Here is a 26,892-nt window from a genome sequence, read left to right as displayed (position 1 = left end):
CAAACCGGGCTCAAGAGACGCACCGCCCCAGGCTTGCGCAGGGGTGTCTTGGGGGTGTTTGGCAAATGGATGCGACACGGATGCTCCTCGTTGGGGCACCCCCTGCGTCAGGCTGCCACATGCAAGCCCAGCGGGGCACCCCACCACAACACCGTGACACAAGCAAATCTGCGGCCAACCCGCGGGCACACCCAGCGCACACCCCGGTCGGGGGTGATGCGTCACAACTGAACAGCCTGCAACACGCCCATGGTCAGCCGCAGCGCGCGCTTGCAACACCCCGCAACCACGGGGTGCGAAGGCAGGTGGCACGGCTCTTGCCAACAACCGGGCTGTCGTCCATTCCTCCAACCTTTGACAGCTCTGTTGGCCATGCATCACCCTCGCTCACTCCCACGAACCGCCCGGCGCGCCGCCTGGGCGTTGGCAACACCCCTCTTGGGCCTGGCCTTGTGGCAGCTGCCCGCCACGCCCAGCCTGGCGCATGGCGACGTCACGCCACAGGCCGTCGACACCCGCTCACTGCCGCAGCTGGGCGCGGGCTGGCGCGACCGCAACCCCTTCAGCAACGGCCCCGCTCAGCCCGAGGCACTGCGCATTGGCAGCTCCGCCTACAACCAAAACTGCGCCCGATGCCACGGGCTGGAAGCCATCTCCGGCGGCATTGCGCCAGACCTGCGTCGGCTCGACGCCGACTGCATGAGCCTGGCTGAAGCGGCCAAACAGCAGGCCTGTCTGGCGGAGATCGACGACTACTTTTTGGGCACCGTGCGGCGTGGCCGCGCGCGCGACGGCCGCGTCTACATGCCGCCCTTTGAACAAACGCTCAGCCAAGAGGCGATCTGGGCCATCCGCACATATTTGGAGTCGCGCCGTGAACGCTGACACCTACCAGCACCCGCGCCGCCAGTGGCTGCTGCACAGCGCCGCGGCTTGCGCCTGGGCGGGCAGCATGGTGGCACGCCCGCTCTGGGCCCAAGCCCTCAGCACACCCGGCTGGGTCTCCCAGCTGCGCCAGGGCGGCCAGCTGCAAGTGGCGCTCTACAGCGACAACGCGCCCTACTCCAGCGCCCACCCCCGCGATCGCAGCAAGCTGCAAGGCGTGGATGTCGCCCTGGCTCAAGCCCTGGCCCAAACCCTGGGCCTGCAGCTGCAAGTGCTGCCCTTGATGGCGGGCGAGCAGATGCAGGATGACTTGCGGCACGCCGTCTGGCGCGGCCACCCGCTGGGCTGGGGCCCGGCCGACGTGATGTTGCACGTGCCGCAGGACGCCGCGCTGGCCCAGAACGTGCCGCAGACCCTGCTTTGCGCCCCCTACGCCCAAGACACCCTGGCCGTGCTGCACGCGCGCTCGGTGCTGCCGCAGTTGCCCGGCCCTGCGGTGCTGCGCGGCCACCCCATTGGCGCAGAACGGGGCAGCGCCGCCGCCAGCGCGCTGCTGGGCTTTGCCGGTGGAGAGCTGGCGGCGCAGCTGCACTTTTTCGACAACGGCGTGCAGGCCGCCGCCGCCGTGCTGGAGGGCCACTTGCATGCCGCTTGGGTCACCCGCGCCCAGGCCGAGGCGGCATTGCACCAGCGCGGTGACAGCGTCCATGACGCCTCGCCCTGGGCCCTGGGCAGCCCACCGCTGCCGGGCCTGCGCATCCAGGGCTGGCGCCTGGGCATGGCCGTCAAAGCCGCACATGCCGAATTGGGCGCGGCCTTGGGCGGCGCCGTGCAGCAACTCAGGGCTGGAGGCGTGTTGCGCCAGATCTTTGCGCAACAGGGACTGAGCGCCGACACCCTGCTGGTCTGAAAGCCAGCGCTGCCGCCCTCGCGTAGACTGCCGACCTGACAATGTGTTCTGGGCGCCGTCTCACGCCAGGGCTGGCCCGGATGTGCGGCTGGCTTGGCCGCTGGGGTGCCGCGCCCGCTGCAGCCCTCTTTCCTATCGTGAACCACCTCCAGCCAAGCGAAAAAACCATCGCCATCATCGGTCTGGGCTATGTCGGACTGCCCTTGGCAGTGGAGTTCGGCAAGCACCGCGCCGTCATCGGGTTTGACATCAACGCCCAGCGCGTGGCCCAGCTGCAAAGCGGCCACGACCACACCCTGGAGTGCAGCAGCGAAGAGCTGCGCAGCGCGCCGCTGCTGCGCTACAGCCACGATGTGCAGTCGCTGCGCGAGGCGCAGATCTACATCGTCACCGTGCCCACGCCCGTGGACCAGAGCAAGCGCCCGGACATGGTGCCGCTGGCGCGCGCCAGCGAGCTGGTGGGCCTGGCGCTCAAGCCCGGCGACATCGTCATCTACGAATCCACCGTCTACCCCGGCGCCACCGAAGAGGTGTGCGTACCGCTGCTGGAGCAGCACAGCGGCCTGCGCTTTAACGTCGACTTCTTCTGCGGCTACAGCCCCGAGCGCATCAACCCCGGCGACAAAACCCACCGCCTGCCCACCATCACCAAAGTCACCAGCGGCAGCACACCGGCCGTGGCCGACGAGGTCGATGCGCTCTACGCCTCCATCATCAGCGCGGGCACCCACAAGGCCAGCAGCATCAAAGTGGCCGAGGCCGCCAAGGTGATCGAAAACACCCAGCGCGACCTCAATATCGCGCTCATGAACGAGCTCAGCCTGATCTTTCACAAGCTCGGCATCGACACCCACGAGGTGCTCGCCGCGGCGGGCACGAAGTGGAACTTCCTGCCCTTTCGTCCAGGCCTGGTGGGCGGCCACTGCATTGGCGTGGACCCCTACTACCTGACCCACAAAGCGCAGGAGATGGGCTACCACCCCGAGGTCATCCTGGCCGGGCGGCGCGTCAACGACAGCATTGCCCGGCATGTGGCGGACGAAACCGTCAAGCTCATGCTGCGCAAGAACAAGCCCGTGCTGGGCGGCCGCGTGCTGGTGCTGGGCCTGACCTTCAAGGAAAACTGCCCCGATGTGCGCAACACCAAGGTGGTTGACGTCATCCACGGCCTGCGCCAGTACCACACGCAAGTCGACATCTGGGACCCCTGGGTGGACCCCGCACAGGCCCTGCACGAGTACGGCCTGCACTGCCTGAGCGCCGCCCCCGAGCCCGGCAGCTACGACGCCATCGTGCTGGCCGTGGGCCACCGCGAGTTCCTGGCCCTGGGCGAGGCCGGCATCAAAGCCCTGGGCCGACCCGACGTGGTGCTGTTTGACGTCAAAGGCATCCTGCCGCGCGGCGCGGCCGACCTGCGCCTCTGAGCAGCTCGCCTCTTGAAACGCGAGCCTTCGTCCCTATAATCACGTTATTAGCACTCGCCTAGCGTGAGTGCTAACAGTCCTCAGCGGGGCCTTGCGTCCCGACGGGACACCCCCTCTTGAGAGCTACAGTGCCGCCCCCATCCAGGGTGGCGGTGCTTCCAAGTCCATCAAGTACCGACTCAGTCAAGGAGATCAGATGAAACTGCGTCCTCTGCACGATCGCGTGATCGTTAAGCGCCTGGAAAACGAAACCAAGACCGCCTCCGGCATCGTCATCCCCGACAACGCCGCAGAAAAGCCTGATCAAGGCGAAGTGCTGGCTGTGGGCCCCGGCAAGCGTAACGACAAGGGCGAATTCGTGGCCCTGAACGTGTCTGTGGGCGACCGCGTGCTGTTTGGCAAGTACAGCGGCCAGACCGTCAAGGTCGACGGCGACGAGCTGCTGGTCATGCGCGAAGAAGACCTCTTCGCCGTGGTGCAAAAGTAAGCACGGCTACGCGCTGAACCCCAATTTCTGAATTCGGAGAACACAACATGGCAGCAAAAGACGTCATTTTCGGCGGCGAAGCCCGCGCCCGCATGGTTGAAGGCGTGAACATCTTGGCCAACGCGGTCAAGGTCACCCTGGGCCCCAAGGGCCGTAACGTGGTGCTGGAGCGCTCCTTCGGCGCCCCCACCGTGACCAAGGACGGCGTGTCCGTGGCCAAGGAAATCGAGCTCAAAGACAAGCTGCAGAACATGGGCGCGCAAATGGTCAAGGAAGTTGCTTCCAAGACCAGCGACAACGCCGGTGACGGCACCACCACCGCTACCGTGCTGGCCCAAGCCATCGTGCGCGAAGGCATGAAGTACGTGGCCGCCGGCATGAACCCCATGGACTTGAAGCGCGGCATCGACCGGGCCGTGCACGCCCTGGTTGCTGAGCTGAAGAAGGCCTCCAAGGCCACCACCACCTCCAAGGAAATCGCTCAAGTCGGCACCATCTCCGCCAACAGCGACTCCGACGTGGGCGAAATCATCGCCTCGGCCATGGACAAAGTGGGCAAGGAAGGCGTGATCACCGTTGAAGACGGCAAGAGCCTGAACAACGAGCTGGACGTCGTCGAAGGCATGCAGTTCGACCGCGGCTACCTCTCGCCCTACTTCATCAACAACCAAGAAAAGCAATCCGCGATTCTGGACAACCCCTTCGTGCTGCTGTACGACAAGAAGGTGTCCAACATCCGCGACCTGCTGCCCACGCTGGAAGCCGTGGCCAAGGCTGGTCGTCCCCTGCTGATCATTGCTGAAGAAGTCGAAGGCGAAGCCCTGGCTACGCTGGTGGTCAACACCATCCGCGGCATCCTGAAGGTTGTGGCCGTCAAGGCGCCTGGCTTCGGCGACCGCCGCAAGGCCATGCTGGAAGACATCGCCATCCTGACTGGCGGCAAGGTCATCGCTGAAGAAGTGGGCCTGTCGCTCGAGAAGGTCACCCTGGCCGATCTGGGCCAAGCCAAGCGCGTCGAAGTGGGCAAGGAAAACACCACCCTCATCGACGGTGCTGGCGCCGCTGGCGACATCGAAGCCCGCGTCAAGCAAATCCGCATCCAGATCGAAGAAGCCACCAGCGACTACGACCGCGAGAAGCTGCAAGAGCGCGTGGCCAAGCTGGCTGGCGGCGTGGCCGTCATCAAGGTCGGTGCTGCCACCGAAGTCGAGATGAAGGAAAAGAAGGCCCGCGTGGAAGACGCCCTGCACGCCACGCGCGCTGCAGTGGAAGAAGGCATCGTGGCCGGTGGTGGCGTGGCGCTGCTGCGTGCTCGCCAAGCTGCTGGTGAGATCAAGGGCGACAACGCTGACCAAGACGCCGGCATCAAGCTGATCTTGAAGGCCATCGAAGCTCCCCTGCGCGAAATCGTGGCCAACGCCGGTGGCGAGCCCAGCGTGGTGATCAACAACGTGCTGGCCGGCAAGGGCAACCACGGCTTCAACGCGGCCAACGACACCTACGGCGACATGATCGAGATGGGCATCCTGGACCCCACCAAGGTCACCCGCACCGCGCTGCAAAACGCCGCTTCCGTGGCCAGCCTGATGCTGACCACCGAGTGCATGGTTGCCGAGGCCCCCAAGGACGAAGGCGCAGCACCTGCCATGCCCGGCGGCATGGGCGGCATGGGCATGGACATGTAAGTCCAGGCTCCATGGCCTGCGGGCAGGCTTACCCATAGCCTGCCTCCCCTTCAAAACCCCGCGAGCAACCCTCGTGGGGTTTTTTCTTTGTGCCCTCCAAAAACTGCGAGCCCAGGCCTTGAGACTCACGGCAATACCCCCGCTTTCGACAAGCCGGGCTGCCACCGATTGGCATGACGTTTGCACCAGGAATCTTTGGCGTGCATGGAGCTGCCGCTGAACTGCACTGACACACCCGGCTCTGCAGCCCAAGCCCATGCCATGCCGCTTCTCGGGCCAAACCTGGCAATGGCCGGGCTTTGATAGGGGCCATGCGCAAGTCGCGTACTGGCGTCAAATTACCGCTTGTATAGGGGGACGGCCATCCGAGCGGAGCGCTTTTGCTATCAAATGGTGTGTTAATTACGCCAAAACTTCGCCCGCCGCCCATGCACACACAAGCACAAGCGCTGAAACTTCAGTCGCTGGTCGATGAGGCCATTGCATTCACCCCGACGCTGGTCTTGCAAGTCCACAACGCGCTGGACTCTGCCATCAAAACGCGACCGCAATATCAATACCTGCAGGCGGGCTGGCTCAAGCGCCGTGCCCGGTTCAGCCCGGACTTTGACGACGCTTTGCGCAGCTTGCTGGAAATCGCGCGGGGCGGCCGCGACCCTTTGCCACGCCCGCCTACAGCCTCGGGCACCACCGCATCGCTGTCCTTGATCGACGAGCGGCAAGCGCTGGAGGATGTGGGCGTGGCTCATGTCACTTCCGCCGTGGAAGAAGCCAACCGTGCCGAGCTGCACCAAATCGGCAACTACTTTGCGGCGCTGCACGGCATTGTCCGGCCGGTCAAAACCGACAACCTGCTTCGCCCGGATGTGTTTGCACATGCACTGCACCGCGCTGTGATGGGGACGGACCTGGACCAAGAAGGGCGCTATGCCGTGATGCGCCTGGCCGCTGACACCATGGCCTTGGAGCTGCATCGGCTCTACACGCTGCTGGGTGTGCGCATGCAAGAAGCTCGCCTGGCTGACATGGTGTCCAGCCATGCCGCAGGCACGCGCCAGCCCCCCCCGCCTGTCAGCGTCAGCAGCATTCGCCACACCTTGGGTGAGGCCGCGCAGCGCGTGGACGAGGTCAACCGCGCCAGCCGTCAGGCTGCGATGGATGTGCCCATCATTACCATGCGCGACTTGCTGCGCCGCTTGTTTGTCCAGATCCTCGACGACGCACGCCTCACTCCCAAGCTCAGAGAACTGCTCAGCGGGTTGCAGCCGGGATTGGGTCATATGGTTGAGCACGACCCAGACCTGATCAACTCCCACCACCATCCCGTGTGGCGGGTCTTCAATCGCATTGCCTCTCACGGCAGCGGCTACGCCAATATCGACGATCCAGACCTTCTGGCTTTTGAGGCATTTTTGACCAGGACCTTGGGGCCTTTGCATGCCAAGCCTGAGCTGCGACACGATGATGTGGTCAAGCTCGAGCAAGCCCTGGACGAATACATCACCGAGCAGGCGCTCAAGCGCGCCCAAGCCAGCTCACAGGTGATGGAAGCCATGGACCGCGAACAAAACCGCGACAGCTATGAGCGCTTGGTACGCGAACAGCTGACCGCCCAGCTCGAAGAAGCACGTGCTGGCAAGTTGCTGCAGCGCTTTTTGCTAGGCCCCTGGGTGCGCGTCATCACCCGCGCCATGGTGCGCGACGGGCGCGAGGCACCCAGCGTTTCGCGCTACGTTGGCACGGTGGATCGCCTGCTGAGCAGCCTGCTCCCCCATAACGACGAAGCTTCGCGCCGCATGCTGCGGGCCAGCCTGCCGCAACTGGTTGCCGAGCTCGAAGGGGGCATGGTCAGCATTGAGATGTCCGAAGAGGAGCGCGAAGCGGTGCTCAAGAGCCTCATGGTCATGCACACGCGCGTGCTCAGTGGCCAGCAGGCTCAGCTCGACAGCCCACCGCAAGTCGACCACCGCAAGCTCAGTTCCGGGGAGGTGCTGCAGCACTTGGTCGACGAGCAAGAATCCCAGCTGCCCTCGCGCTGGGCCAGCAGTCGCATCGACCGCGGCCACCTGCCCACCGTCCCTGTCCAGCTCTATCAGGACAGCACGGCGCACCAAAGTGCTGGCGAGGCCCGCGAAGCCTGGATTCAGCAAATGCAGGTGGGCGACTGGTACCACCTCTACATCAAGGGGCAATGGCTGTCCGTGCAATTGGCTTGGGTGAGCGAGAGCCGCCAGCTGTTCTTGGTGGTGGGGCAAGATGCCAGCGTGCGCCACACCATCACGCGTGGCGCGCTGGAGCAATTGCTCATCAGCGGGCTGGTGACGCGGCTGCACGAAGACGAATTGCTGGAGCGCGCGCTGGGCACCGTGCTGCAAGAGTTGGAGCAGTTGCCCCCACAATGAGCGCATGTTGCGTCACTCATTGCTTTTGGCCTGCGCTGTCCTGCTTTGCCCCCTGGCCACGGGAGCTGTCGGCGCCGATGCTGAACCCTCCGCTCGCCCTACCCCCCGTATAGGCCTGGTGCTTTCAGGCGGAGGTGCACGTGGTCTGGCGCATGTGGGTGTGCTCAAAGTGCTGGAGCGCGAGCGCATTCCCGTCGACTTTGTGGCCGGCACGTCGATGGGCGCCATCATCGGCGGGCTCTACGCCAGTGGTAGCACCGCGCAGGCGTTGGAGCAGGAGTTACTGCCACTGTCCTGGGAGCGGCTTTTTGCCTCCCGGGTAGACCGTCAGCACCTGTCACAACGGCGCAAAGAGGAGGACTTTGAGTTCTCCGCGGCGATTGAGCTGGGCATGCGCGATGGCGAGGTGCGCCTGCCCGACAGCACACTGTCGAGCCGCGGCCTGGAAGCCCTGCTACGCCGCCACACGCTGTCGGTCCGCCACCAGCAGAACTTTGACCATTTACCCATCCCGTTTCGGGCCATTGCCACAGACTTGGAAACCGGCGAGCAGCGCGTACTGGCCAAAGGCGACTTGGCTATGGCGCTGCGCTCCAGCATGAGTGTGCCCGGCGTGTTTTCCCCTGTGGAGCTTGAGGGCCGCATCCTGGGCGACGGCGGACTGGTCAACAACCTGCCCATTGACGTGGCCCGGCAAATGGGTGCCAACCACATCATCGCGGTGAACGTCGGCACGCCCCTGGCGGCGCGCAGCACGCTGACCTCAGTGCTGGGCGTGACGGCGCAGATGATCAACATCCTCACGGAGCAAAACGTGCGGCGCTCACTGGAGAGCCTGGGGGCACAGGATGTGTTGATCGCCCCTGAGCTTGGGCCGCTCAGTGCCACGGATTTCAACAGCGCGCGCGAGTTCATCGAGCAAGGCGAACGCGCGGCATCGGCCCTTATCGAGAAGCTTCGCCCGCTGGCCCTGAGTCCCAAGGCCTATGCGGCCTGGCGTGCACAGCGCCTGGCCCGAGGCGCCAACGAAGCCGCACCGCGCATTGCAGCCTTAGCCTTTGAGGGCAGCGCGCTCACACGCCCCGAGCAATGGGAGCCACGTCTGCATAGCCAGCCGGGGAAGGTGTTCAACAGCGCTGACGCCGAACGCGATGCGCGCTTACTCGCCTCCTCAGGCGACTACGAGCGCGTGGACTATCACGTGGAAAGCCGCACGGCGGGTGATACCTTGGTCTTTCTCACCGAAGACAAGTCATGGGGACCCAACTATTTCCGCATGGGGCTGGACCTGAGCACCGACTTCTCAGGGGAGAGTAGCTTCAACCTGCGCATCAGCCACAACAGACACTGGTTGACGAATTCCGGCACCGAGTGGCGCAATCAAATCAGCCTGGGCCGCACACCAAAATTGTTCAGCGAGCTCTACCAACCCCTGGGCGGCCACAGCAACACCAGCACGGGCTGGTTTGCCTCGGGCTGGAGCGAGATTGAACGCCGCCAGATCAAGCTCTACGACAGAGACACCGGCAGTGGCTTGGGCAGCGTGTCGCGCACCAGCGGTTCAGCCGGTTTGGATCTGGGGCAGCCTTGGGGCCAATGGGGAGAGGTTCGCTTGGGTGTAGTCACCCAGCTCTGGCGCTTCACACCCGAGCTGCTGATTTTTCCCTCCGACCAGAACGCCTATTTCAAAACCTGGCACGAAGTCTCGCTACGCCTCAAAGCTGTGGTCGACCAACTGGACTACGTCAGCTTTCCTCAGAACGGGTATAGGCTGAGCTTTGAGGCTGCCCGCGGTCGCGTGCGGGGCCCCGACCAAACCCAGGCGCAAGCACGGCGCGTTGAGCTCGTCGCAACGTCCGCCAAGAGCTGGGGCGCGCACACCCTCACCGGCCATATGCGCCTGTTCGACAGCCAGGAGTCCAAAGAAACAACGCTAGGCCCATATAGCCTGGGGGGCTTTCAGCAACTCTCGGGCTATCAGCCTGGACAGCTATTGGGTGAACGCTTGGCCTTTGCACGCCTGGGCTATCACCGACGCCTGTTGGAAGCCCCATTGTTGACGCGCGGCTTGTTCGTGGGCGGCTCCTTGGAGGTCGGCAATGCCTGGGATCCAGGCAAGAGCAACCACAAAGGGGCGCACTGGGCCAGCAGCATTTTCATCGGCGCAGATACAGGCCTGGGCCCGCTCTACCTGGCCCTGGGCTATGCCCCAAAGGGTGGCAGTGCTGTCTATCTCTTCATCGGGCGACCCTGAAACGCCGCCGCCGCAGTGCTGGCGCCGCAGCGCCCTTAGTCCTCCAGCGGCAGCTCAGGCTCAGGCTCTTGCGCACGCGGCAGCGGCGATTGCACCCACTCGCGCAGAATCAAGGCCACATCCGACACACCCTGCTTTTTCAGCGCGGAGAACAAAGACACCGAGACATCGGCCTCGTCGGTGACCATTTCGCCCAGCTGCTGCTGCACGCCAGCCAAGCTGGCATCGGCCTCTTTGCGGTTGAGCTTGTCGGCCTTGGTCAGCAACACCAGCAGGCGCACCTCACCAGCAGCCACGCGAGGCGCCACGAAAGTCAGCAGCTGCTGATCCAGATCGGTCAAACCCAGGCGCGAATCGACCATCAGCACCACCCCTTGCAGGTGCTCGCGCCGGGCCAGGTAGTTGGCCATCACGCGCTGCCAGCGCAGCTTGGCGTCGCGCGCCACGGCGGCATAGCCATAACCGGGCAAGTCAGCAAACAAAGCGTCGGGTTCGTCTTTGGGGCCCAGCGAAAACAAATTGATGTGCTGGGTACGGCCCGGCGTTTTGGAGGCAAAAGCCAGTCGCTTTTGCTGCGCCAGGGTGTTGATGGCGGTGGACTTTCCGGCGTTAGAGCGCCCGACAAACGCAATTTCGGGCAAACGATGTTCAGGGAGTTGATGCAGCTGGCTGGCGGTGGTCAAGAAGCGTGCGGTGTGCGTCCACGCTAGCGCCTGCCTTACTGGATCGGGGCTTGACAATATGATTTGTTCTGAGGTCTTGTTGTGTGCTGTACTCATGTTGCCACCGGTCTGCAAGGACGGCCATTGTAAAATTTCCCGGTTGCGGACATGGAAATATCGCTCTCATGAAAACAGCTGCACTTTGCTTGTTGGGCTTGACTTGGGCCGCCGTTTCGGTGGCCAACCCATCCCCCGCCCCTGCCAAGCCCGATTTAGCCAAAGGCCAAACCGTCGCCAGCCAGGTCTGCGTGGCTTGCCACACGGTTGACGGCAGCCGTGGTCTCCCCGCCAACCCCATCTTGCAAGGTCAGCACGCTGACTATTTGTTCAAGCAGCTCAAAGAATTCAAGAGCGGCAAGCGCGCCAACGCGGTGATGTCCGGCATGGTGGCTGCACTGAGCGAAGAAGACATGCGCAACGTGGCGGCGTTTTACGCCAGCAAGCAAGCCAAACCTGGCGCCGCAAAAAACAAAGACACAGTGTTGCTGGGCGAGAAAATCTACCGCGGCGGCCTGGCTGACCGCGGCGTTCCGGCATGCGCCTCCTGCCATAGCCCCAATGGCGCGGGCATCCCGTCGCAGTACCCACGCGTCTCGGGTCAGCACAGCGATTACACCGAAGCTCAGCTCAACGCCTTCCGCACCGGGGTGCGTGGCAACAATGCTCAAATGGCCGCGATTGCGGCCAAGATGAGCGAGCGCGAAATCAAGGCTGTGGCCGACTACATCGCAGGCTTGCGCTGACCCTATATTCAGGGCAACCTCGCCCGCTCCTGGTGCTAAAGGCCGGTGCTGACACCGGCCTTTTTGCTGGGCGTAGCATTCCCTTTCACCCCGCCAGGCTTCACCCTCGTTTGTGACCATGTCTGCAGATTCCGCCCAAGAGCCCTCCCTCCCGCCCCCCTCTGCGGAAGCCGCTTTGGGCCAAAGCGCCAAGCGCAGCCCCCGTCGGCCCCTGGCCACCGAGGCCTACGAGCTGCTGACCTCCATGCGCTTTGCCATCGCCTTGCTCACGGTGATTTGCATTGCCTCGGTGATTGGCACCGTGGTCAAACAGCGCGAGCCGCTGAACAACTACGTCAACCAGTTCGGCCCCTTCTGGTCTGAGGTGTTTGGGCGGCTGGACATCTACACGGTCTACAGCGCCTGGTGGTTTGTGCTGATTTTGGGCTTTCTGGTGCTCTCCACCAGCCTGTGCGTGGCGCGTCACACGCCCAAAATCATCAAAGAACTGCGCAGCTACAAAGAGCATGTGCGCGAGCAATCGCTGCAGGCACAGCCCCACAAAGCCCTGGGGCATGTGGCGGTACACCCCGACCAAGCGGTGGCGCATGTCTCGCAGTGGTTGGCCGATCGCGGCTGGAAGGCGCGCGCGCAACTGCGCAAGACCGGCATCATGGTGGGTGCGCGCAAGGGCATGGGGCACAAGATTGGCTACCTGGCCACGCACAGCGCCATCGTGCTCGTCTGCCTGGGTGGGCTCATGGATGGGGACCTCTTCGTCAAAGCCCTGACCTGGCTGCAGGGCAAGCAGGTCTATGCGGGTGCAGGTCTGATCTCTGAAGTCCCCCCTCAGCACCGCCTGTCCGCCGGCACGCCCAGCTATCGGGGCAATTTGCTGGTGCCCGAAGGCGGGCGCGCCGCCACGGCCATTCTCAGCATGCCCAATGGCGTGCTGCTGCAAGAGCTGCCATTTGATGTGGAGCTCAAGAAGTTCCACGTCGAGTACTACAGCACGGGCATGCCCAAGCTCTTTGCCAGCGACATCATCATCACCGACCACGACACCGGTCGCCAACGCAGCGCCACGGTGAAGGTGAATCATCCCGTCGAGCACCGCGGCATCACGCTCTACCAAAGCAGCTTCGATGACGGCGGCTCGCGCCTGAAGTTGATGGCCCGCTCGCTCACGCAAACCCAAGACGAACCGCTCTCGGCCACGGTCGGCGCCAACGCGCAACTGGGCGCGCAAGCACCGGATTTGACGCTGGAGCTCAGCGGGCTGCGCGTGATGAACGTCGAGGACTTCTCCAGCAGCAACACTGCCGAACCCGAGCGCAAGAACTTGAGCCAGCAGCTGGACCGCCATTTGGGCAGCGGCGCCAGCACCGAGCGCAACAAGCATTTGCGCAATGTCGGCCCCTCCTTCAGCTACCGCCTGCGCGACAGCGCCGGCCAGGCGCGTGAGTACAACAACTACATGCAGCCGGTGGAGATCGACGGTGCGCGCGTGCTGCTGGCGGGCGTGCGCGACACCCCCAACGAGAACTTCCGCTATCTGCGCATCCCCGTGGATGAGCGCGACAGCATCGAGCCCTGGCTGGCCATGCGCCGCGGCCTGGCGGACACGGCCACACGCGAGCTTGCAGCGCGGCGCTACGCTTTGTCGGCCGTACCGAAAGAAAGCCCGCAGATGCTGCCCCAGCTGCAAGCCACGGCGCTGCGCGCCATGACCTTGTTTGCTGGCCGTCCCGCCCAGGCGGGCTCGGACCCGCAAGGCGGCTTGCCCGCACTGCAGCAATTCATCGAGGCCGAGGTGCCGCAAGCCGAGCGCGAGCGCGTCTCTGGCGTGCTGCTGCGCATCCTCAACGGCAGCTTGTTTGAGCTCTACAAAGTCGTGCGTGAGCAGGCCAATCTGAGCGCCCCTGCGCAAGACGCCCTGACCCAGGCCTTCATGACGCAGGCTGTGCTGTCGCTGTCTGACGCCATGTACTACCCGGCCCCCGTGCTGATGCAGCTCGACACCTTCGAACAAGTGCAGGCCAGCGTCTTCCAGGTCACGCGCTCGCCGGGCCAGGCCATGGTCTATCTGGGCGCCGTGCTGCTGTGCGTGGGGGTTCTGGCCATGCTCTACATCCGCGACCGCCGCCTCTGGCTGTGGCTGGAGCCCTGCCCCAACCAGCCCGAACAGACACGGGTGCGCATGGCTTTGAGCGCCACACGCGACGGCCCGGACGTCGCCCAAGAATTCCAACAGCTGCAAGCCGAATTGCTGGGTGAACCCACACCAGCCAAGGAGCCCGCATGACCACCGTTGCCAACAAAGTCAGTACCCCTCCGTCGATTGCGCTGGGCCGTCGTGGCCTGCTGGTGACACGCAATGCCTGGGATTGGCTGTTTGCAGCCCTGACCCTGCTGGGGTGCGCCTACGCGGCCTGGCGCTACCACGCCTCCATGGATGGCTACGAACTGGCCATTCTGTTCGCCAGCGCGCCGGCACTGCTGGCCCTGGGCTGGGCCTGGCGACCTCTGCAAGTGCTCACACTGGTCAGTGGCGGTGCGGCCTTGCTGGCCATTCAGCTCTACCTCGGTCAAGTCGACAGCTTTGGCGCGGACCTGGCTGCGGGCGAGCAGCGCTTTTTGCTGAAGTACCTGCTGTCGAGCCAGAGCGCCATCTTGTGGATGAGTGTGCTGACCTTTTTGAGCACGCTGTTTTACTGGCTGGGCCTGTTCCAAAAAGGGCAACACAGCAGCGCTGAGAGCATGGGTTCGCGCCTGGCCTGGGCGGCTGTGGCCATGGCACTCATTGGCACGCTGGTGCGCTGGTTTGAGAGCCACCAAATCGCGCCCGACATCGGCCACATCCCGGTGAGCAACCTCTACGAGGTGTTCGTCATGTTCACCTGGATGACCACGCTGTTCTACCTGTACTACGAAGAGCGTTTTGCCACGCGCGCGCTGGGCGCCTATGTGATGCTGGTGGTCAGCGCCGCAGTGGCGTTTTTGCTGTGGTACACGGTGGCGCGCGACGCGCACGAAATCCAGCCCCTGGTGCCCGCGCTGCAGAGCTGGTGGATGAAGATTCACGTGCCCGCCAACTTCGTGGGCTATGGCTGCTTTGCCCTGGCCTCCATGGTGGCCCTGGCCTACTTGCTCAAAACAGCGTCGCCGCGCGCCTTGCTCATCGGTCTGGTGGCCGTGCCCACGGCGCTGGTGCTGGTGCTGCTGGTGTTTCGTTTTGGCGTCGAGCTCAGCGCTGAGACGCGCACCGGGCTGGAAGCCTGGGCGCGCAAAATGGGTGGTGTGGCCCTGTTTTTGGGCATGGCCGTGGCCCTGCGCAAACCGCTCACGGCGCGCCTGCCCGAGCTGCTGCGGCTCGACGAGCTGATGTACAAGGCCATCGCACTGGGCTTTGCGTTTTTCACCATCGCCACCATCCTGGGAGCCTTCTGGGCCGCCGAAGCCTGGGGCGGCTACTGGAGCTGGGACCCCAAAGAAACCTGGGCGCTGATTGTCTGGCTGAACTACGCCGCCTGGCTGCACATGCGCCTGCTCAAAGGGCTGCGCGGTGCGGTGTCGGCTTGGTGGGCGCTGATAGGCTTGCTGATCACCACCTTCGCCTTCCTGGGCGTGAACATGTTCCTCTCGGGCCTGCACTCTTACGGCACGCTTTGAGTTTGTGAGGTCAAGGCTGTAAGGTTGGGGGGCGGTGCCACGACTGATGGGCATCACCCAAGGAGAACGGCCATGCCATGGCGCCCTGACAGCCCCATCCCCAGCAGCGACATCACCCCGCGCGAGACCCTGCAGCGCTGGCAGCAGCAGCGCCGCAGCGGCCTGCTGCTGGCAGGCGCCCTGCCTCTGGCCCTGAGTGCGCCGGCTGCCCCCAGCAGCCCTGCGGCAAAGCCCTTGGCCGCACAGCGCTCACCCCTGCCCGGCGCCCTCAGCACCGAGCCCCCCACGCCGCGCGAAGACGCCACGGGCTACTGCAACTTCTACGAGTTCGGCACCGACAAAACCGACCCGCCGCGCTATGCCGGTGCACTGCGGACCTCGCCCTGGAGCGTGATGGTCGATGGTGAAGTCGGCAAGCCCAAGCGCTGGGACTTGGAACAGCTGCTGGCGCTGGCCCCCATGGAAGAGCGCATCTACCGCCTGCGCTGCGTGGAGGGCTGGTCCATGGTGGTTCCCTGGATCGGCTACTCGCTGCGCGAACTCATACGCCGCGCCGAACCCAACAGCCGCGCCAAGTACGTGGAATTCACCAGTCTGGCCGACCCCGCACAAATGCCCGGCCTGCGCTCAAGTGTGCTGGCCTGGCCCTATACCGAGGGCCTGCGCATGGACGAAGCCATGCACCCGCTCACGCTGCTGGCGTTTGGCATGTATGGCGAAGTGCTGCCCAAACAAAACGGCGCGCCGCTGCGCCTGGTGCTGCCCTGGAAGTACGGCTTCAAGTCCGCCAAAAGCCTGGTGCGCATCCGCCTCACCGAGCAGCCGCCTGCCACCAGCTGGAACCGCGCCGCGCCGCAAGAGTACGGCTTCTTTGCCAACGTCAACCCGCAGGTGGACCACCCGCGCTGGAGTCAGGCCTCGGAGCGGCGCATAGGCCAAGGCGGCTTGTTCGCGCGCAAGTCACCCACCCTGCTCTTCAACGGCTATGCCGAGCAAGTCGGCAGCCTTTACGCGGGCATGGACCTGCGTCGCAATTTCTGAGCGGCAAGACGGCTGTGCTCCTGCTCCCCTTGCGCGTGCAGACGCGCCTCAACCCGCTCTTGCGCCAGCGCTGGGTGGGCCGCAGCTTGACGCTGCTGTGTGCCGCGCCCTTGATCTGGCTGTTTGCGGCGGCCCTGCTGCAACAGCTGGGCCCCAACCCGGCTGAAGCGCTGATTCGCGGCTTGGGCAACTGGGCACTGCGCTTCCTGTGGCTGACCCTGTGCATCTCGCCCCTGCGCCGTGCCTGCGGCCTCACCGCGCTGGCGCCCTGGCGCCGCCATCTGGGTCTGTGGGCTTTTGCCTATGCCAGCTTGCACCTGCTGGCCTACGCCTGGCTGGACATGGGGTGGGCGCTGGCTGACATCACGCGGGACATTGCCAAGCGCCCCTTCATCTGGATGGGCCTCGCATGCTGGGTGGGCCTGCTGATCCTCGCCGCCACCAGCACCAAAGCGGCCAAGCGCGCCCTGGGCGGCCTGCGCTGGCAACAGCTGCACCGCGCGGTCTACGCCATTGCCATCGCCGTGCTGCTGCACTACATCTGGGTGCGCAGCGGCAAGCGGCTCTACAGCGAACCCCAGCTCTGGGGCGCGCTGCTGGCACTGCTTTTGGTCGAACGCTTATGGCGGCGCTTCAGCGCGAGCCCGCCGCGCTGAGCACGGATTCAGGCCTCACCCGGCAACAGCCAGCGCTTGCGCGAAGCCATCACGGCATTGGGGTATTCGGCGCGCCCACGGCTGCCGTTGTAGCGCCCCAGGGCGAGGAACAAATTGCCGCGCTCGATGTCCAGATAGTGGCGCAAGATCACGCAGCCAAAGCGCAGATTGGTCTGCATGTGAAAGAGCCGGGAGACCTGCCCATCGCCAATCACACGCGCCCAAAACGGCATGACCTGCATATAGCCACGCGCGCCGACAACGCTGATGGCGTATTTGCGAAACCCGCTCTCCACCTGCACCAGGCCCAGCACCAGGCTGGGCTCCAGCCCCGCGCGTGTGCACTCATACCAGAGCGTTTCGAGAAACTCAACGCGGGTCTGGTGCTCGGACTTGAAGCGCTTGAGCCGCTCGCTCATCTCGCCAAGCCAACGCAAGTACTGCATGCGCGCTTCAACGCTGGTGAAGCTGGGCTTGGGCGGCGCAGCAAAGGCCACGGAGCGCGACAGGGCCGAGCGCACGGAGTCCGCCAAGGGCTCTTCCAGCTGCCCGCCAGCCCAGGCCGGGAGCAGGCCCGACAAGCCCCAAGCCGTAGGCGCGAGCAAAGCCAAACGCCGGTTCACACCGGCGTCTTGTGCGCTGAATGTTGAGACGGCGGCCGGTATCGGGCCGCCCACGCGACCCTGGCTCACCGGCCCAGACGCGCTTTCAACTGCGGCAGCAGCTCGCTCAAGGCCAGCTTGGTGGCCTGCGCCTCACGGCGACCTTGCCACTCAACCTGCCCTTCCTTGAGCCCACGGTCGGAGAGGACCACACGCTCGGGCACGCCGATGAGCTCCCAGTCGGCAAACATGGCACCGGGGCGCTCGCCACGGTCGTCCAGCAGCACGTCCACGCCCAGCTCTTTGAGCTGCGCATAGAGCTGCTCGGCAGCGTCCTTCACGGCCTCTGAGCGGTCCATGCCAATCGGGCAGATGACCACTTCAAATGGTGCGATGGCCGCGGGCCAGATGATGCCGCGCTCGTCATGCCCTTGCTCAATGGCCGCGCCCAGGATGCGCGTCACGCCAATGCCATAGCAGCCCATCTCAAAATGCTTGGGCTTGCCTGTCTCGTCCAGGAAGGTGGCATTCATGGCGGCGGAATACTTGGTGCCCAGGTAGAACACATGCCCCACTTCGATGCCGCGCTGAATGGCCAGCACGCCTTGCCCGTCAGGCGACGGGTCACCCGCAACCACATTGCGGATGTCCACCACCAAGTCAGGCTCGGGCAGATCGCGCCCCCAGTTCACCCCGGTGTAGTGCGCATCCACCTCATTGGCGCCGCAAACAAAGTCGGCCATATGGGCCACGGTGCGGTCGGCCACCACCTTGAGCGGCTGGCGCAAGCCGACGGGGCCCAGGTAACCGGGCTTGCAGCCAAAGTGCGCGTCGATTTCCGCCAACGTGGCGAAGCGGAACCCGCCGCCCAAGCCCGGCACCTTGCCGGCCTTGACTTCGTTGAGTTCATGGTCGCCACGCACCAGCAGCAGCCAGACCTGGCTCTTCACCACCTCGCCGTGTTCGTTCTTTTCGTCAGTCGCCAGCACCAGGCTCTTGACCGTTTGGGCCAGCGGCAGACCCAGCAGGGCCGCCACGTCCGCACAGGTGGCCTTGCCCGGCGTGGGGGCCTTGACCAAGGGCTGCGTCGGGGCCGCGCGCTGGGCCAGCAGGGGCAGCGCTTCGGCCAGCTCGATATTGGCCGCGTAGTCGCTGGTCGGGCAGTAGACGATGGCGTCTTCACCCGTGTCGGCAATCACCTGGAACTCGTGCGAGCGGTCGCCACCAATGGCGCCCGTGTCCGCAGCCACGGCGCGGTATTGCAGACCAAAGCGGTCAAAGATGCGCTTGTAAGCCGCGTACATGCCTTCATAGCTGCGGCCCGCGGACTCGGCATCGCGGTCGAAGGAGTAGGCGTCCTTCATGGTGAACTCGCGCCCACGCATCACACCAAAACGCGGACGGCGCTCGTCGCGGAACTTGGTTTGGATGTGATAGAAATTTTTCGGCAGCTGCTTGTAGGAGCGCAGCTCCTGGCGTGCGATGTCCGTGGTCACCTCTTCCGAGGTGGGCTGCACGATGAAGTCACGGCCGTGGCGATCTTTCACGCGCATCAGCTCCGGACCCATCCCCTCAAAACGCCCAGTCTCCTGCCACAGCTCAGCAGGCTGGATCACGGGCATGAGCAACTCCACGGCGCCAGCGCGGTTCATCTCTTCGCGAATGATGGCTTCCACCTTGCGAATGACGCGCAGCCCCATGGGCATGTAGTTGTAAATGCCCGCCCCCAGGCGCTTGATCATGCCTGCGCGCATCATGAGTTTGTGGCTGACAACCTCAGCATCAGCGGGCGCTTCTTTGAGCGTAGAGATAAAGAACTGGGAGGCTTTCATGGGGAGCAAGTAACAGCCGGCTGTGCCACGCAAGAACCGGCACGCGTGAAGCCGTTGTGAGGGTTAGCGAGGAGCGCGCCGGGACGACGTCCCAGTGCAATAATCGATCCAACTAAGAAATCGAGGTTGATTATGCTCGACCGTGAAGGCTTCCGGCCCAACGTCGGCATCATCCTGCTCAACCACAAAAACGAGGTGTTCTGGGGCAAGCGCATCCGGACTCACTCTTGGCAGTTCCCGCAAGGGGGCATCAAGCACGGCGAGACGCCCGAGCAGGCGATGTTCAGAGAGCTCCACGAAGAAGTGGGGCTGCATGCCGACCAAGTGCGCATCTTGGCGCGCACGCGTGATTGGCTGCGCTATGAAGTTCCCGACCATTTTGTGCGGCGCGACGCACGCGGGCACTACCGTGGGCAAAAGCAGATTTGGTTCTTGCTGCAGCTGGTAGGGCGCGATTCCGACATGAACCTGCGCGCCACGGATCACCCAGAGTTCGACGCTTGGCGTTGGAATGACTACTGGGTGCCGCTGGAGTCAGTGATTGAGTTCAAACGCGGCGTCTACCAAATGGCGCTATCGGAGTTGGCGCGTTATTTGCCGCGCCAGAACCACCACAACCGCTACTTGCGCGCCGGCATGCGCCCGGCGAACAAAGGGGATCGGCCTCATCAACGCCCCAATGGTGCACCCGCTGCCGAGGGGCTCAACGCTGAGCCTCATCCCAGTGCGGCTGACAGCGCCGACAGCTGAATCGCGGCCTCAGGCGCTGGCTTGGGTGACGAAGCGCCCTGCTCCTAGGGCGCTATTTCTTATACCGCCGGGTGTATTGCCACCACAGGCCACGCACCGCTTGGACGCGGCGCAGCCCCCGTAGCGCCAAGCCAGCTCTGCGCAAAACCCACCGAGCCGCCTTGGCAGGCACTCAGGGTCTGCGCAAACACCTCCTGGGCGCAATCTCCACAGGCGCCGCAGGAGCTGGCCAGCCGTGTTTCTTCCTGCAAATCCTCAAAGCTCGCACCGCCTTGCTGGACGTAGCGATGGATATCACGATCAGAAACACGGTGGCAGAGGCAAACAATCATCGTGGCACCCGACGGCATGTCGGGCCTCAGGCAGGACCAGGGTGGTCGCCACGATAACGCAAACGCGAATTGTTCGCAATTGAATCCATCAATCAGCTGACGCTGCCCATCTGGCTTTGCAGATAGTTCTGCTCGCCCACCTTGCCCACCAGCTCCAGCTGGGTCTCAAGATGGTCGATGTGGTCTTCCGTCTCATCCAGCAAGTCCTCAAGCAAATCGCGGCTGACGTAATCCCGCACCGACTCGCAATGAGCGATGGCCTCTTTCAAGTGCGCTTGTGCTGCGACCTCCAGCTTCAAGTCGCACTGCATGGTCTCGACAGCGTTCTCGCCAATCATCAGCTTGCCCAAGTCCTGCAAATTCGGCAGACCTTCGAGCATGAGGATGCGCTCGACCAGCTTGTCGGCATGCTTCATCTCGTCAATGGACTCCTCGTACTCGTGCTTGGCCATCTTGTCCAAGCCCCAGTTGTCCAGCATCCGGTAGTGAAGAAAGTACTGGTTGATGGCAGTCAGCTCCATCTTGAGCTGAGCGTTGAGGTAGGCCAAAACCTTTGCGTCACCTTTCATGCGGCTCTCCTGTGTCAAATGCCACCCAACCGGATGGCGGAGTCGGATTTTCAAAACACAGATTCCGCACGTCAGCAATAACCACTGCGATGGGCCATAAACGCCAGTGCATCACATTCGCATTCATACATCGATATGAAGTCAACTCAACCTGCCAATCTTGCTATTGCGAATCGTTCTCATTTAAGATGCGCGGCATGAACAACATCACCACCCTCACCTTGCCCGCTGTCGGCTCGCTTGCCGCAGCGCCCTCCACCCACCCCCACGAGCGCGCGCCGTCTCTAGCCCCAAAGCGCCGACTCAGCTCTGAAACCCTCTTGGGCGGCGAGCGCGAAATCGAAATTGAGCACTCGGGCGCCCTCTATCGCTTGCGCCTGACGTCCTTGGGCAAGCTGATCCTGACCAAGTGACACCCTCTGCTTGACGCCATTTCGCTTCGCCCGACTGCAATCCCATGTGCGACAAGCCCAAGCTTTTCAATTCCTTGCTCGCGACATCTCCGTCTGGAGTGAGCTCTTCGCGTCACGCCGATTCGGTACACATTGATCCTCAACCTAGAGGCTCACGCCGCCGCCGTCTTTGGGAGATGCCAGCGCAGGCCTTATGTCCCGTCATCGGCGTGTGCTTGCCCATGCCGGTGTTACGCCGGGTGCTAGGCAAACTCGGCGACATCAACGTATCACCCAGTGATTACGAGCTGCATTGCGGCGCGATCAACGAAGGGGCACACCGCACGCCAGTTTCCGAGGCGCTGCAAAAAGAGCTGGACCGGCGCTACGCCACGGCTTTGCGGCTGGCAGCACAACACAAAACTGCCGAAGCACTGTCGCGCTGGTGGACGGCCTGCCTGTCGGGGCAGGATGTGGCGGGCAGCCTGTGGGCCACGCTCACCCATGCACGCTGTGACGCCGCCCTGCAAGAGCGGGTGCTGCGCGACATTCACATGCTGCAACACCAGGTAGGTGCCGCCAACCGCGCAGATTTGCAGCGCCTCGAAGCGCTGAGTGAGGAAAACGCGGTGCTGGGTCGTGAACTGGCCCAAGCCCAGGCGCGCAGCACCCTGGCATTGGCACAGCGGGCACGGGAACTCGAAGAAGAGCAGACCAAAACCTTGAAGCTGCGCGCGGAATTGATGCGCCAGAACACGCGCCTGGATTGCCTGCAACAGGAACTTGCTGCACTGGAAGCCGCCGCACCGGGGCTGCGCAGCCGTATGGATCAGGCTCGGGAACTCAATCTTCAACAAGAGCGCCTGCATGAGCTCGAACGCGCGCTGCTGCTGGCTCAACAACAGAACGAGCGGCTGCGCCAGCACAATGCCGAGTTGAGGCAAGCGCTGCAACATCAGCGCGACCGGGGGCCTAGCGCCCAAGCACAACATGAAAGCGAGCTGCTGGAGCTTGGCGACTGCGCCGTTCTGTGCGTTGGCGGGCGCCCCGCGGTGGTACCCGTCTACCGCCAGCTCATCGAGCGCACTGGAGGCCGCTTCTTGCACCACGACGGCGGTGAAGAAGATGCTGTGGCCATGCTCGACAAAAGCCTGGCCGCAGCAGATTTGGTGATTTGCCAGACCGGATGCATCAGTCACGATGCCTACTGGCGGGTCAAAGACCATTGCAAACGCACCGGCAAACGCTGCGTTTTTGTAGACAAACCCAGCGCCAGCAGCCTGCAAAAAGCCTTGCTTCACATACGCCAGGAACTGACCAGCGTCAACACGGAAGCAAACTCAGCCAAGCCAGATGCGCGCTAATCGCCCAAGCACGCCCAGCGCCACTGCATAGGGAACGGCACTTACAGGCCGCAGAAATAGAATCAAAGTCTTTCGGGAGGTTGCAAAATGTTGTCAGTAGTACGTCTCCGCCAGACCTGTGCCGCCGTGGCCCTGGTCGCCAGTGGCGCCGCAAGCGCTTTGCCCAGCATTGATCTGGGACCGGCTTCGGCTTTCAGCGGATTTTTCTTTGGCAACGTCAACGCCGCGTCTGACGTGGAAGGTCGTTTGGCCGTTGGTGGCGACCTGACCTCGGGCTTTGACATTGGCTATCGCAACCCCCTCAGCAGCACGGCACCTTCGCTGGTAGTGGGCGGCAGCGTCAATCTCAAAAGTCAGTGGGGTGGGTTCTCTGGCTCCATCTACAACGGCCCCAATTACGAGACCGACACCAACGCTTCGATTGGCCCGGGCCCCAATATTCCCTGGGTCAGCAACGGCAAAACCCGTGCGGGCGACATCGTCTATGGCTCCACCTTGGTGGCCAACAGCTGGCAGTACGGCAGCGCGACCAAAAACGCCAGCTTTATTGATTTCGCCAGCGCCAAGACGCAACTGAGTTCGCTGAGCCAGCAACTGAACTTGGCCACACCCAACGGCACCGTGACGGCTCAAGGTGGCAACTTGCTGCTCACCGGCGACGGCACCTCCAATGTCCAGGTCTTCAATCTGGGCGACCGCGCATCGATCGGCAACCTCACGCTGAGCAACGTCAAGGCCGGTGCACACATCATCATCAACAGCAGCGCCAGCAGCATCACCTTCTCCGGCGGCGTGGGTGGCGAGTTGGCGCGCCCTGCGGCCGATGATTTGCTGGCGCTGTCTCGCGACCGCCTCGTGTTCAACCTGAGCAATGCACAACAAGTGGATGTGCGCACCTTCGTCAACGGCAGCATTCTGGCCGTGGGTGCAGCCGTCACGGGTTCAGGGCACATCGAAGGCACTTTGGTGGCGGACTCCCTGTCACGCGGCCAGAACGGCACGCTGGAATTGGGCTACGAGTACTTCACGCCCTACGTGAGCCCCGTCCCTGAGCCTCAAACCGCAGCCTTGTTGGCCGCTGGCCTGGTTGGCTTGGGCTGGTTGGGTCGCCGCCGCAAACAAGCACAGAACCAGGCCTGATCGTTCACGCTTGAGACGCCAATGAAAAACCCGCCTGATGGCGGGTTTTTTGTTTTGGACTCTCGACTCACTCAGACCTTGCGGCCCGAATGAGTCAGAGGCTCAAGCCAGCTTGCCGTGGCAGTGCTTGAATTTCTTGCCGCTGCCGCAGGGGCAAGGGTCGTTACGGCCGACATGACCCCAGTCAGGTTGGGCGCCCTCAGCGCTTTCTTCGCTGACCGAGCCATCCTCGTTAGGATGGGTGTAGGTGACGTTGCTGACGTGCTCAGCGCGCTCTTCAATGGCCTGGGCAGCAGCAGCGGCCTCCTCTTCGGACTGAATGCGCACGTTGAGCAGCACGCGCGTGACCTCGGCCTTGACCACATCCAGCAGCTGGCTGAAGAGTTCGAAGGCCTCGCGCTTGTATTCCTGCTTGGGGTTCTTCTGGGCATAGCCGCGCAGGTGAATGCCCTGGCGCAAGTAGTCCAGCGCCGCCAGGTGCTCGCGCCAGTGCTGGTCAATGGACTGCAGCAGCACCATGCGCATAAAGGGCGCGAACTGCTCCAGACCCACGCGGTCGAGTTTGCTTTGGAACAGGGCATCAGCAGCGCCAATCACCGTGTTCAAGACATCCTCGTCGGTCATGGACTCGCTCTTCTTGAGCGCACCCTGCAAGTCGACTTCCAGCTGCCATTCGCTGCGCAGCACCTGCTCCAAGCCCGGCAGATCCCACTGCTCTTCCAGCGACTCCTCGGGCACGTAAGCGCGCACCACATCGGTGACCGCACCCCGACGCAGATGGGTGATTTGGGCCAGAGTGTCCTGGGCTTCCAGGATGTCGTTGCGCTGGCGGTAGATGACTTTGCGCTGGTCGTTGGAGACGTCGTCGTACTCCAGCAGCTGCTTGCGCACGTCGAAATTGCGCGCCTCGACCTTGCGCTGCGCACCTTCGATGGCGCGCGTCACGATGCCAGCTTCAATGGCTTCGCCCTCGGGCATCTTGAGCTTGTCCATGAGCGCACGCACGCGATCACCGGCAAAGATACGCATGAGCGAATCGTCCAGCGACAGGTAAAAACGCGTCGAACCCGGGTCGCCCTGGCGGCCGGAGCGGCCACGCAGCTGGTTGTCGATGCGGCGGCTCTCGTGCCGCTCGGTGGCTACCACGCGCAAGCCCCCGGCTTGCTTGACCTGCTCGTGCACCGAGCGCCAGTCGGCCTTGATCTGCTCCACGCGCTGCGCCTTGTCTTGCTCGGACAGCGCCTCGTCGGCCCACACGGCTTCGATGTCTTTGTCGACATTGCCGCCCAGCACGATGTCAGTACCGCGGCCAGCCATATTGGTGGCGATGGTGATGACGCCCGGACGGCCCGCCTGGGCAATGATCTCGGCCTCTTTGGCGTGCTGCTTGGCGTTGAGCACCTGATGCGGGAGCTTGGCGGCTTGCAGCAGATTGGAGATGAGCTCGGAATTCTCAATCGAAGTCGTGCCCACCAGCACCGGCTGCCCGCGTTCGTGGCAGCTGCGGATGTCGGCAATGACGGCGTTGTACTTTTCCGCCGGGGTCTTGTAGACCAAATCCAGCTCGTCGATACGCACGCGTTGGCGGTTGGCAGGCACCACCACGGTTTCCAGGCCGTAGATTTCCTGGAACTCGTAGGCCTCGGTATCGGCCGTTCCGGTCATGCCAGCGAGCTTGGCATACATGCGGAAGTAGTTCTGGAAGGTGATGGAGGCCAGGGTTTGGTTCTCGGCCTGCACGGCCACGCCTTCCTTGGCTTCAACGGCTTGGTGCAGACCGTCACTCCAGCGGCGGCCGACCATCAGGCGGCCGGTGAACTCGTCAACGATGGTGACTTCACCGTTTTGCACCACGTAGTGCTGGTCCCGGTGGAAGACATGGTGGGCCCGCAACGCCGCATAGAGGTGGTGCATCAGGGTGATGTTGCCCGCGTCGTACAGGCTTGCCCCCTCCACCAACAAACCAGCCTCGGTCAACAGAGCTTCGGCGTTTTCGTGGCCAGCTTCGGTGAGGTAGATCTGGTGGGATTTCTCGTCCACCGTGAAGTCACCCGGCTCGATCACGCCCTCGCCCGTGCGGGGGTCTTCTTCGCCGATTTGCTTTTTGAGCTTGGGCGCCACGACGTTGATGGCGCGGTAGAGATCGGTCTGATCGTCAGCCTGGCCCGAGATGATGAGCGGCGTGCGCGCCTCGTCGATCAGGATGGAGTCCACCTCGTCGACGATGGCGTAAGACAGCGGGCGCTGCACGCGATCCCGGGTCTCATACACCATGTTGTCGCGCAGGTAGTCAAAGCCGAACTCGTTGTTCGTGCCGTGGGTGATGTCTGCGGCGTAAGCGGCTTGCTTTTCCTCACGGCTGACATGGGCGCGATTCACACCCACCGTCAAACCCAGGAAGTTGTAGAGCTTGCCCATCCACTCAGCATCGCGCTGGGCCAGATAGTCGTTCACCGTCACCACGTGAACGCCACGCCCGGTCAGGGCGTTGAGGTAGACGGGCAAGGTGGCGGTCAGGGTCTTGCCTTCGCCGGTGCCCATTTCGGCAATCTTGCCGTGGTGCAGCACCATGCCGCCGATGAGCTGCACGTCGAAGTGGCGCATCTTCAGCGCGCGCTTGGCGCCTTCGCGGCACACGGCAAAGGCTTCGGGCAGCAGTGCGTCCAGCGTTTCGCCTTGCGCATGGCGTTGCTTGAACTCGTCGGTCTTGGCTCGCAAAGCCTCGTCGGAGAGACCCTCCAGCGCGGGCTCCAAGGCGTTGATTTGCGCCACCACACGGCGGTATTGCTTGATCAGACGCTCATTGCGACTGCCGAAAATCTGGGTAAGAAGCTTGGGCAACATGCAGCGTGGGGGGTGTTAGGTATAGGTATTGGGGGGCGAGCGATGTGCTCGGCAAATCCGATCGAGTTTAGCACCCGCCCCCCTGATATTGGGTCGACGCACGCCCATCACAAGGGGTGGCCAACCCGGGGGCACGCGGGCGGCAAAACGAGCCGGCCAGCAAGCATTGAGCGGCACCCAAGAAGCCAGCCGACACAGGGCCCCCAG

At 63.6% G+C, this 26,892-nt stretch carries 22 protein-coding genes; 16 read left to right on the top strand and 6 right to left on the bottom strand.

Going from position 1 to position 26,892, the window contains the following annotated elements; all coding sequences use genetic code 11:
• Positions 1-372: 372 nt before the first annotated feature.
• The 7 genes from pedF (at position 373) to ACG0Z6_RS02110 (ending at position 10,047) form a co-directional block, all read left to right on the top strand.
• The gene (gene pedF, locus ACG0Z6_RS02140; protein ID WP_394458413.1) at positions 373-885 is read left to right on the top strand and encodes a cytochrome c-550 PedF; all 513 of its coding nucleotides are present in this window, start codon (positions 373-375) and stop codon (positions 883-885) included.
• Positions 875-1,795, top strand: a complete 921-nt coding sequence (locus tag ACG0Z6_RS02135) for a substrate-binding periplasmic protein (RefSeq protein WP_394458412.1) — start codon at positions 875-877, stop codon at positions 1,793-1,795. The genes pedF and ACG0Z6_RS02135 overlap by 11 nt, the downstream gene beginning before the upstream one ends.
• Positions 1,796-1,932: 137 nt before the next feature.
• Entirely contained in the window at positions 1,933-3,219 is a 1,287-nt protein-coding gene (locus tag ACG0Z6_RS02130) for a nucleotide sugar dehydrogenase (protein ID WP_394458411.1), read from the top strand.
• A gap of 196 nt (positions 3,220-3,415) precedes the next feature.
• Positions 3,416-3,706 (top strand): co-chaperone GroES, encoded by a 291-nt coding sequence (gene groES / locus ACG0Z6_RS02125; protein WP_394458410.1) that lies wholly within the window; start codon positions 3,416-3,418, stop codon positions 3,704-3,706.
• A gap of 47 nt (positions 3,707-3,753) precedes the next feature.
• Entirely contained in the window at positions 3,754-5,391 is a 1,638-nt protein-coding gene (gene groL, locus ACG0Z6_RS02120) for a chaperonin GroEL (RefSeq protein WP_394458409.1), read from the top strand.
• Positions 5,392-5,819: 428 nt separating this feature from the next.
• A complete protein-coding gene (locus ACG0Z6_RS02115; protein ID WP_394458408.1) occupies positions 5,820-7,793 on the top strand; it encodes a DUF1631 family protein in 1,974 nt (657 codons plus the stop codon).
• A gap of 118 nt (positions 7,794-7,911) precedes the next feature.
• Complete coding sequence (locus tag ACG0Z6_RS02110; protein WP_394458407.1) at positions 7,912-10,047, top strand: patatin-like phospholipase family protein; 2,136 nt, start codon at positions 7,912-7,914, stop codon at positions 10,045-10,047.
• Between the two features lie 35 nt (positions 10,048-10,082).
• On the opposite strand, the gene yihA is transcribed toward ACG0Z6_RS02110, so the two are convergent.
• Complete coding sequence (gene yihA / locus ACG0Z6_RS02105) at positions 10,083-10,826, bottom strand: ribosome biogenesis GTP-binding protein YihA/YsxC (RefSeq protein ID WP_394458404.1); 744 nt, start codon at positions 10,824-10,826, stop codon at positions 10,083-10,085.
• A 68-nt stretch (positions 10,827-10,894) separates the two neighbouring features.
• On the opposite strand from yihA, the gene ACG0Z6_RS02100 reads away from it, so the two are divergent.
• The 5 genes from ACG0Z6_RS02100 (at position 10,895) to ACG0Z6_RS02080 (ending at position 16,860) form a co-directional block, all read left to right on the top strand.
• Positions 10,895-11,512 carry a c-type cytochrome gene (locus ACG0Z6_RS02100; protein WP_394458402.1) on the top strand — a complete coding sequence of 206 codons (618 nt, stop codon included), beginning with the start codon at positions 10,895-10,897 and terminating at the stop codon, positions 11,510-11,512.
• 118 nt (positions 11,513-11,630) lie between these two features.
• The gene (locus tag ACG0Z6_RS02095; protein WP_394458400.1) at positions 11,631-13,796 is read left to right on the top strand and encodes a cytochrome c biogenesis protein ResB; all 2,166 of its coding nucleotides are present in this window, start codon (positions 11,631-11,633) and stop codon (positions 13,794-13,796) included.
• Positions 13,793-15,163 carry a c-type cytochrome biogenesis protein CcsB gene (gene ccsB / locus ACG0Z6_RS02090; protein WP_394458398.1) on the top strand — a complete coding sequence of 457 codons (1,371 nt, stop codon included), beginning with the start codon at positions 13,793-13,795 and terminating at the stop codon, positions 15,161-15,163. Before ACG0Z6_RS02095 ends, ccsB begins: the two co-directional genes overlap by 4 nt.
• Positions 15,164-15,235: 72 nt before the next feature.
• The gene (gene msrP, locus ACG0Z6_RS02085; RefSeq protein WP_394458396.1) at positions 15,236-16,204 is read left to right on the top strand and encodes a protein-methionine-sulfoxide reductase catalytic subunit MsrP; all 969 of its coding nucleotides are present in this window, start codon (positions 15,236-15,238) and stop codon (positions 16,202-16,204) included.
• 14 nt (positions 16,205-16,218) lie between these two features.
• Positions 16,219-16,860 carry a protein-methionine-sulfoxide reductase heme-binding subunit MsrQ gene (locus ACG0Z6_RS02080; protein ID WP_394458394.1) on the top strand — a complete coding sequence of 214 codons (642 nt, stop codon included), beginning with the start codon at positions 16,219-16,221 and terminating at the stop codon, positions 16,858-16,860.
• Positions 16,861-16,868: 8 nt separating this feature from the next.
• Here ACG0Z6_RS02080 and ACG0Z6_RS02075 read toward each other — a convergent pair whose 3' ends face one another.
• Together ACG0Z6_RS02075 and ACG0Z6_RS02070 are read right to left on the bottom strand one after the other, a co-directional pair.
• Positions 16,869-17,483: a lytic transglycosylase domain-containing protein gene (locus tag ACG0Z6_RS02075; RefSeq protein WP_394458392.1), complete on the bottom strand. Its 615-nt coding sequence runs from the start codon at positions 17,481-17,483 to the stop codon at positions 16,869-16,871.
• A gap of 65 nt (positions 17,484-17,548) precedes the next feature.
• On the bottom strand, positions 17,549-19,294 hold the full coding sequence (locus ACG0Z6_RS02070; RefSeq protein ID WP_394458390.1) for a proline--tRNA ligase: 1,746 nt from the start codon (positions 19,292-19,294) through the stop codon (positions 17,549-17,551).
• Between the two features lie 132 nt (positions 19,295-19,426).
• Between ACG0Z6_RS02070 and ACG0Z6_RS02065 the strand changes: the two genes are divergently transcribed.
• Positions 19,427-20,044 carry an RNA pyrophosphohydrolase gene (locus ACG0Z6_RS02065; RefSeq protein ID WP_394458388.1) on the top strand — a complete coding sequence of 206 codons (618 nt, stop codon included), beginning with the start codon at positions 19,427-19,429 and terminating at the stop codon, positions 20,042-20,044.
• A gap of 59 nt (positions 20,045-20,103) precedes the next feature.
• Here the strand turns inward: ACG0Z6_RS02065 and ACG0Z6_RS02060 are convergent, their stop codons facing one another.
• Both ACG0Z6_RS02060 and bfr read right to left on the bottom strand, forming a co-directional pair.
• Positions 20,104-20,376 carry a (2Fe-2S)-binding protein gene (locus ACG0Z6_RS02060; RefSeq protein WP_394458802.1) on the bottom strand — a complete coding sequence of 91 codons (273 nt, stop codon included), beginning with the start codon at positions 20,374-20,376 and terminating at the stop codon, positions 20,104-20,106.
• A gap of 92 nt (positions 20,377-20,468) precedes the next feature.
• Entirely contained in the window at positions 20,469-20,945 is a 477-nt protein-coding gene (gene bfr / locus ACG0Z6_RS02055; protein ID WP_394458386.1) for a bacterioferritin, read from the bottom strand.
• A gap of 197 nt (positions 20,946-21,142) precedes the next feature.
• Between bfr and hemP the strand changes: the two genes are divergently transcribed.
• From hemP to ACG0Z6_RS02040, 3 genes are all read left to right on the top strand, one after another.
• Positions 21,143-21,358, top strand: coding sequence for a hemin uptake protein HemP (gene hemP, locus ACG0Z6_RS02050; protein WP_394458384.1), 216 nt, complete (start codon positions 21,143-21,145; stop codon positions 21,356-21,358).
• 221 nt (positions 21,359-21,579) lie between these two features.
• Positions 21,580-22,701: a DUF2325 domain-containing protein gene (locus ACG0Z6_RS02045; protein WP_394458382.1), complete on the top strand. Its 1,122-nt coding sequence runs from the start codon at positions 21,580-21,582 to the stop codon at positions 22,699-22,701.
• An 87-nt stretch (positions 22,702-22,788) separates the two neighbouring features.
• Positions 22,789-23,841 carry a choice-of-anchor A family protein gene (locus ACG0Z6_RS02040; protein WP_394458380.1) on the top strand — a complete coding sequence of 351 codons (1,053 nt, stop codon included), beginning with the start codon at positions 22,789-22,791 and terminating at the stop codon, positions 23,839-23,841.
• Between the two features lie 102 nt (positions 23,842-23,943).
• On the opposite strand, the gene secA is transcribed toward ACG0Z6_RS02040, so the two are convergent.
• Positions 23,944-26,685 (bottom strand): preprotein translocase subunit SecA, encoded by a 2,742-nt coding sequence (secA, locus tag ACG0Z6_RS02035; RefSeq protein ID WP_394458378.1) that lies wholly within the window; start codon positions 26,683-26,685, stop codon positions 23,944-23,946.
• Positions 26,686-26,892: the final 207 nt, after the last annotated feature.

The organism is Roseateles rivi, assembly GCF_043555845.1.
GTDB classification, from domain to species: Bacteria; Pseudomonadota; Gammaproteobacteria; order Burkholderiales; family Burkholderiaceae_C; genus Roseateles; species Roseateles rivi.
Note: the sequence above shows the minus strand (reverse complement) of the source record. Positions and strands in the feature narration are given on the sequence as shown.

What these genes read in the sequence shown, in the direction of transcription:
- ACG0Z6_RS02115 (WP_394458408.1), top strand. Translation starts at nt 5,820, where the DNA reads ATGCACACACAAGCACAAGCGCTGAAACTTCAGTCGCTGGTCGATGAG.
- yihA (WP_394458404.1), bottom strand. Translation starts at nt 10,826, where the DNA reads ATGAGTACAGCACACAACAAGACCTCAGAACAAATCATATTGTCAAGC.
- ACG0Z6_RS02095 (WP_394458400.1), top strand. Translation starts at nt 11,631, where the DNA reads ATGTCTGCAGATTCCGCCCAAGAGCCCTCCCTCCCGCCCCCCTCTGCG.
- ACG0Z6_RS02065 (WP_394458388.1), top strand. Translation starts at nt 19,427, where the DNA reads ATGCTCGACCGTGAAGGCTTCCGGCCCAACGTCGGCATCATCCTGCTC.
- ccsB (WP_394458398.1), top strand. Translation starts at nt 13,793, where the DNA reads ATGACCACCGTTGCCAACAAAGTCAGTACCCCTCCGTCGATTGCGCTG.
- msrP (WP_394458396.1), top strand. Translation starts at nt 15,236, where the DNA reads ATGCCATGGCGCCCTGACAGCCCCATCCCCAGCAGCGACATCACCCCG.
- ACG0Z6_RS02045 (WP_394458382.1), top strand. Translation starts at nt 21,580, where the DNA reads ATGCCGGTGTTACGCCGGGTGCTAGGCAAACTCGGCGACATCAACGTA.
- hemP (WP_394458384.1), top strand. Translation starts at nt 21,143, where the DNA reads ATGAACAACATCACCACCCTCACCTTGCCCGCTGTCGGCTCGCTTGCC.
- ACG0Z6_RS02100 (WP_394458402.1), top strand. Translation starts at nt 10,895, where the DNA reads ATGAAAACAGCTGCACTTTGCTTGTTGGGCTTGACTTGGGCCGCCGTT.
- pedF (WP_394458413.1), top strand. Translation starts at nt 373, where the DNA reads ATGCATCACCCTCGCTCACTCCCACGAACCGCCCGGCGCGCCGCCTGG.
- groL (WP_394458409.1), top strand. Translation starts at nt 3,754, where the DNA reads ATGGCAGCAAAAGACGTCATTTTCGGCGGCGAAGCCCGCGCCCGCATG.
- secA (WP_394458378.1), bottom strand. Translation starts at nt 26,685, where the DNA reads ATGTTGCCCAAGCTTCTTACCCAGATTTTCGGCAGTCGCAATGAGCGT.
- ACG0Z6_RS02040 (WP_394458380.1), top strand. Translation starts at nt 22,789, where the DNA reads ATGTTGTCAGTAGTACGTCTCCGCCAGACCTGTGCCGCCGTGGCCCTG.
- bfr (WP_394458386.1), bottom strand. Translation starts at nt 20,945, where the DNA reads ATGAAAGGTGACGCAAAGGTTTTGGCCTACCTCAACGCTCAGCTCAAG.
- ACG0Z6_RS02070 (WP_394458390.1), bottom strand. Translation starts at nt 19,294, where the DNA reads ATGAAAGCCTCCCAGTTCTTTATCTCTACGCTCAAAGAAGCGCCCGCT.
- ACG0Z6_RS02060 (WP_394458802.1), bottom strand. Translation starts at nt 20,376, where the DNA reads ATGATTGTTTGCCTCTGCCACCGTGTTTCTGATCGTGATATCCATCGC.
- groES (WP_394458410.1), top strand. Translation starts at nt 3,416, where the DNA reads ATGAAACTGCGTCCTCTGCACGATCGCGTGATCGTTAAGCGCCTGGAA.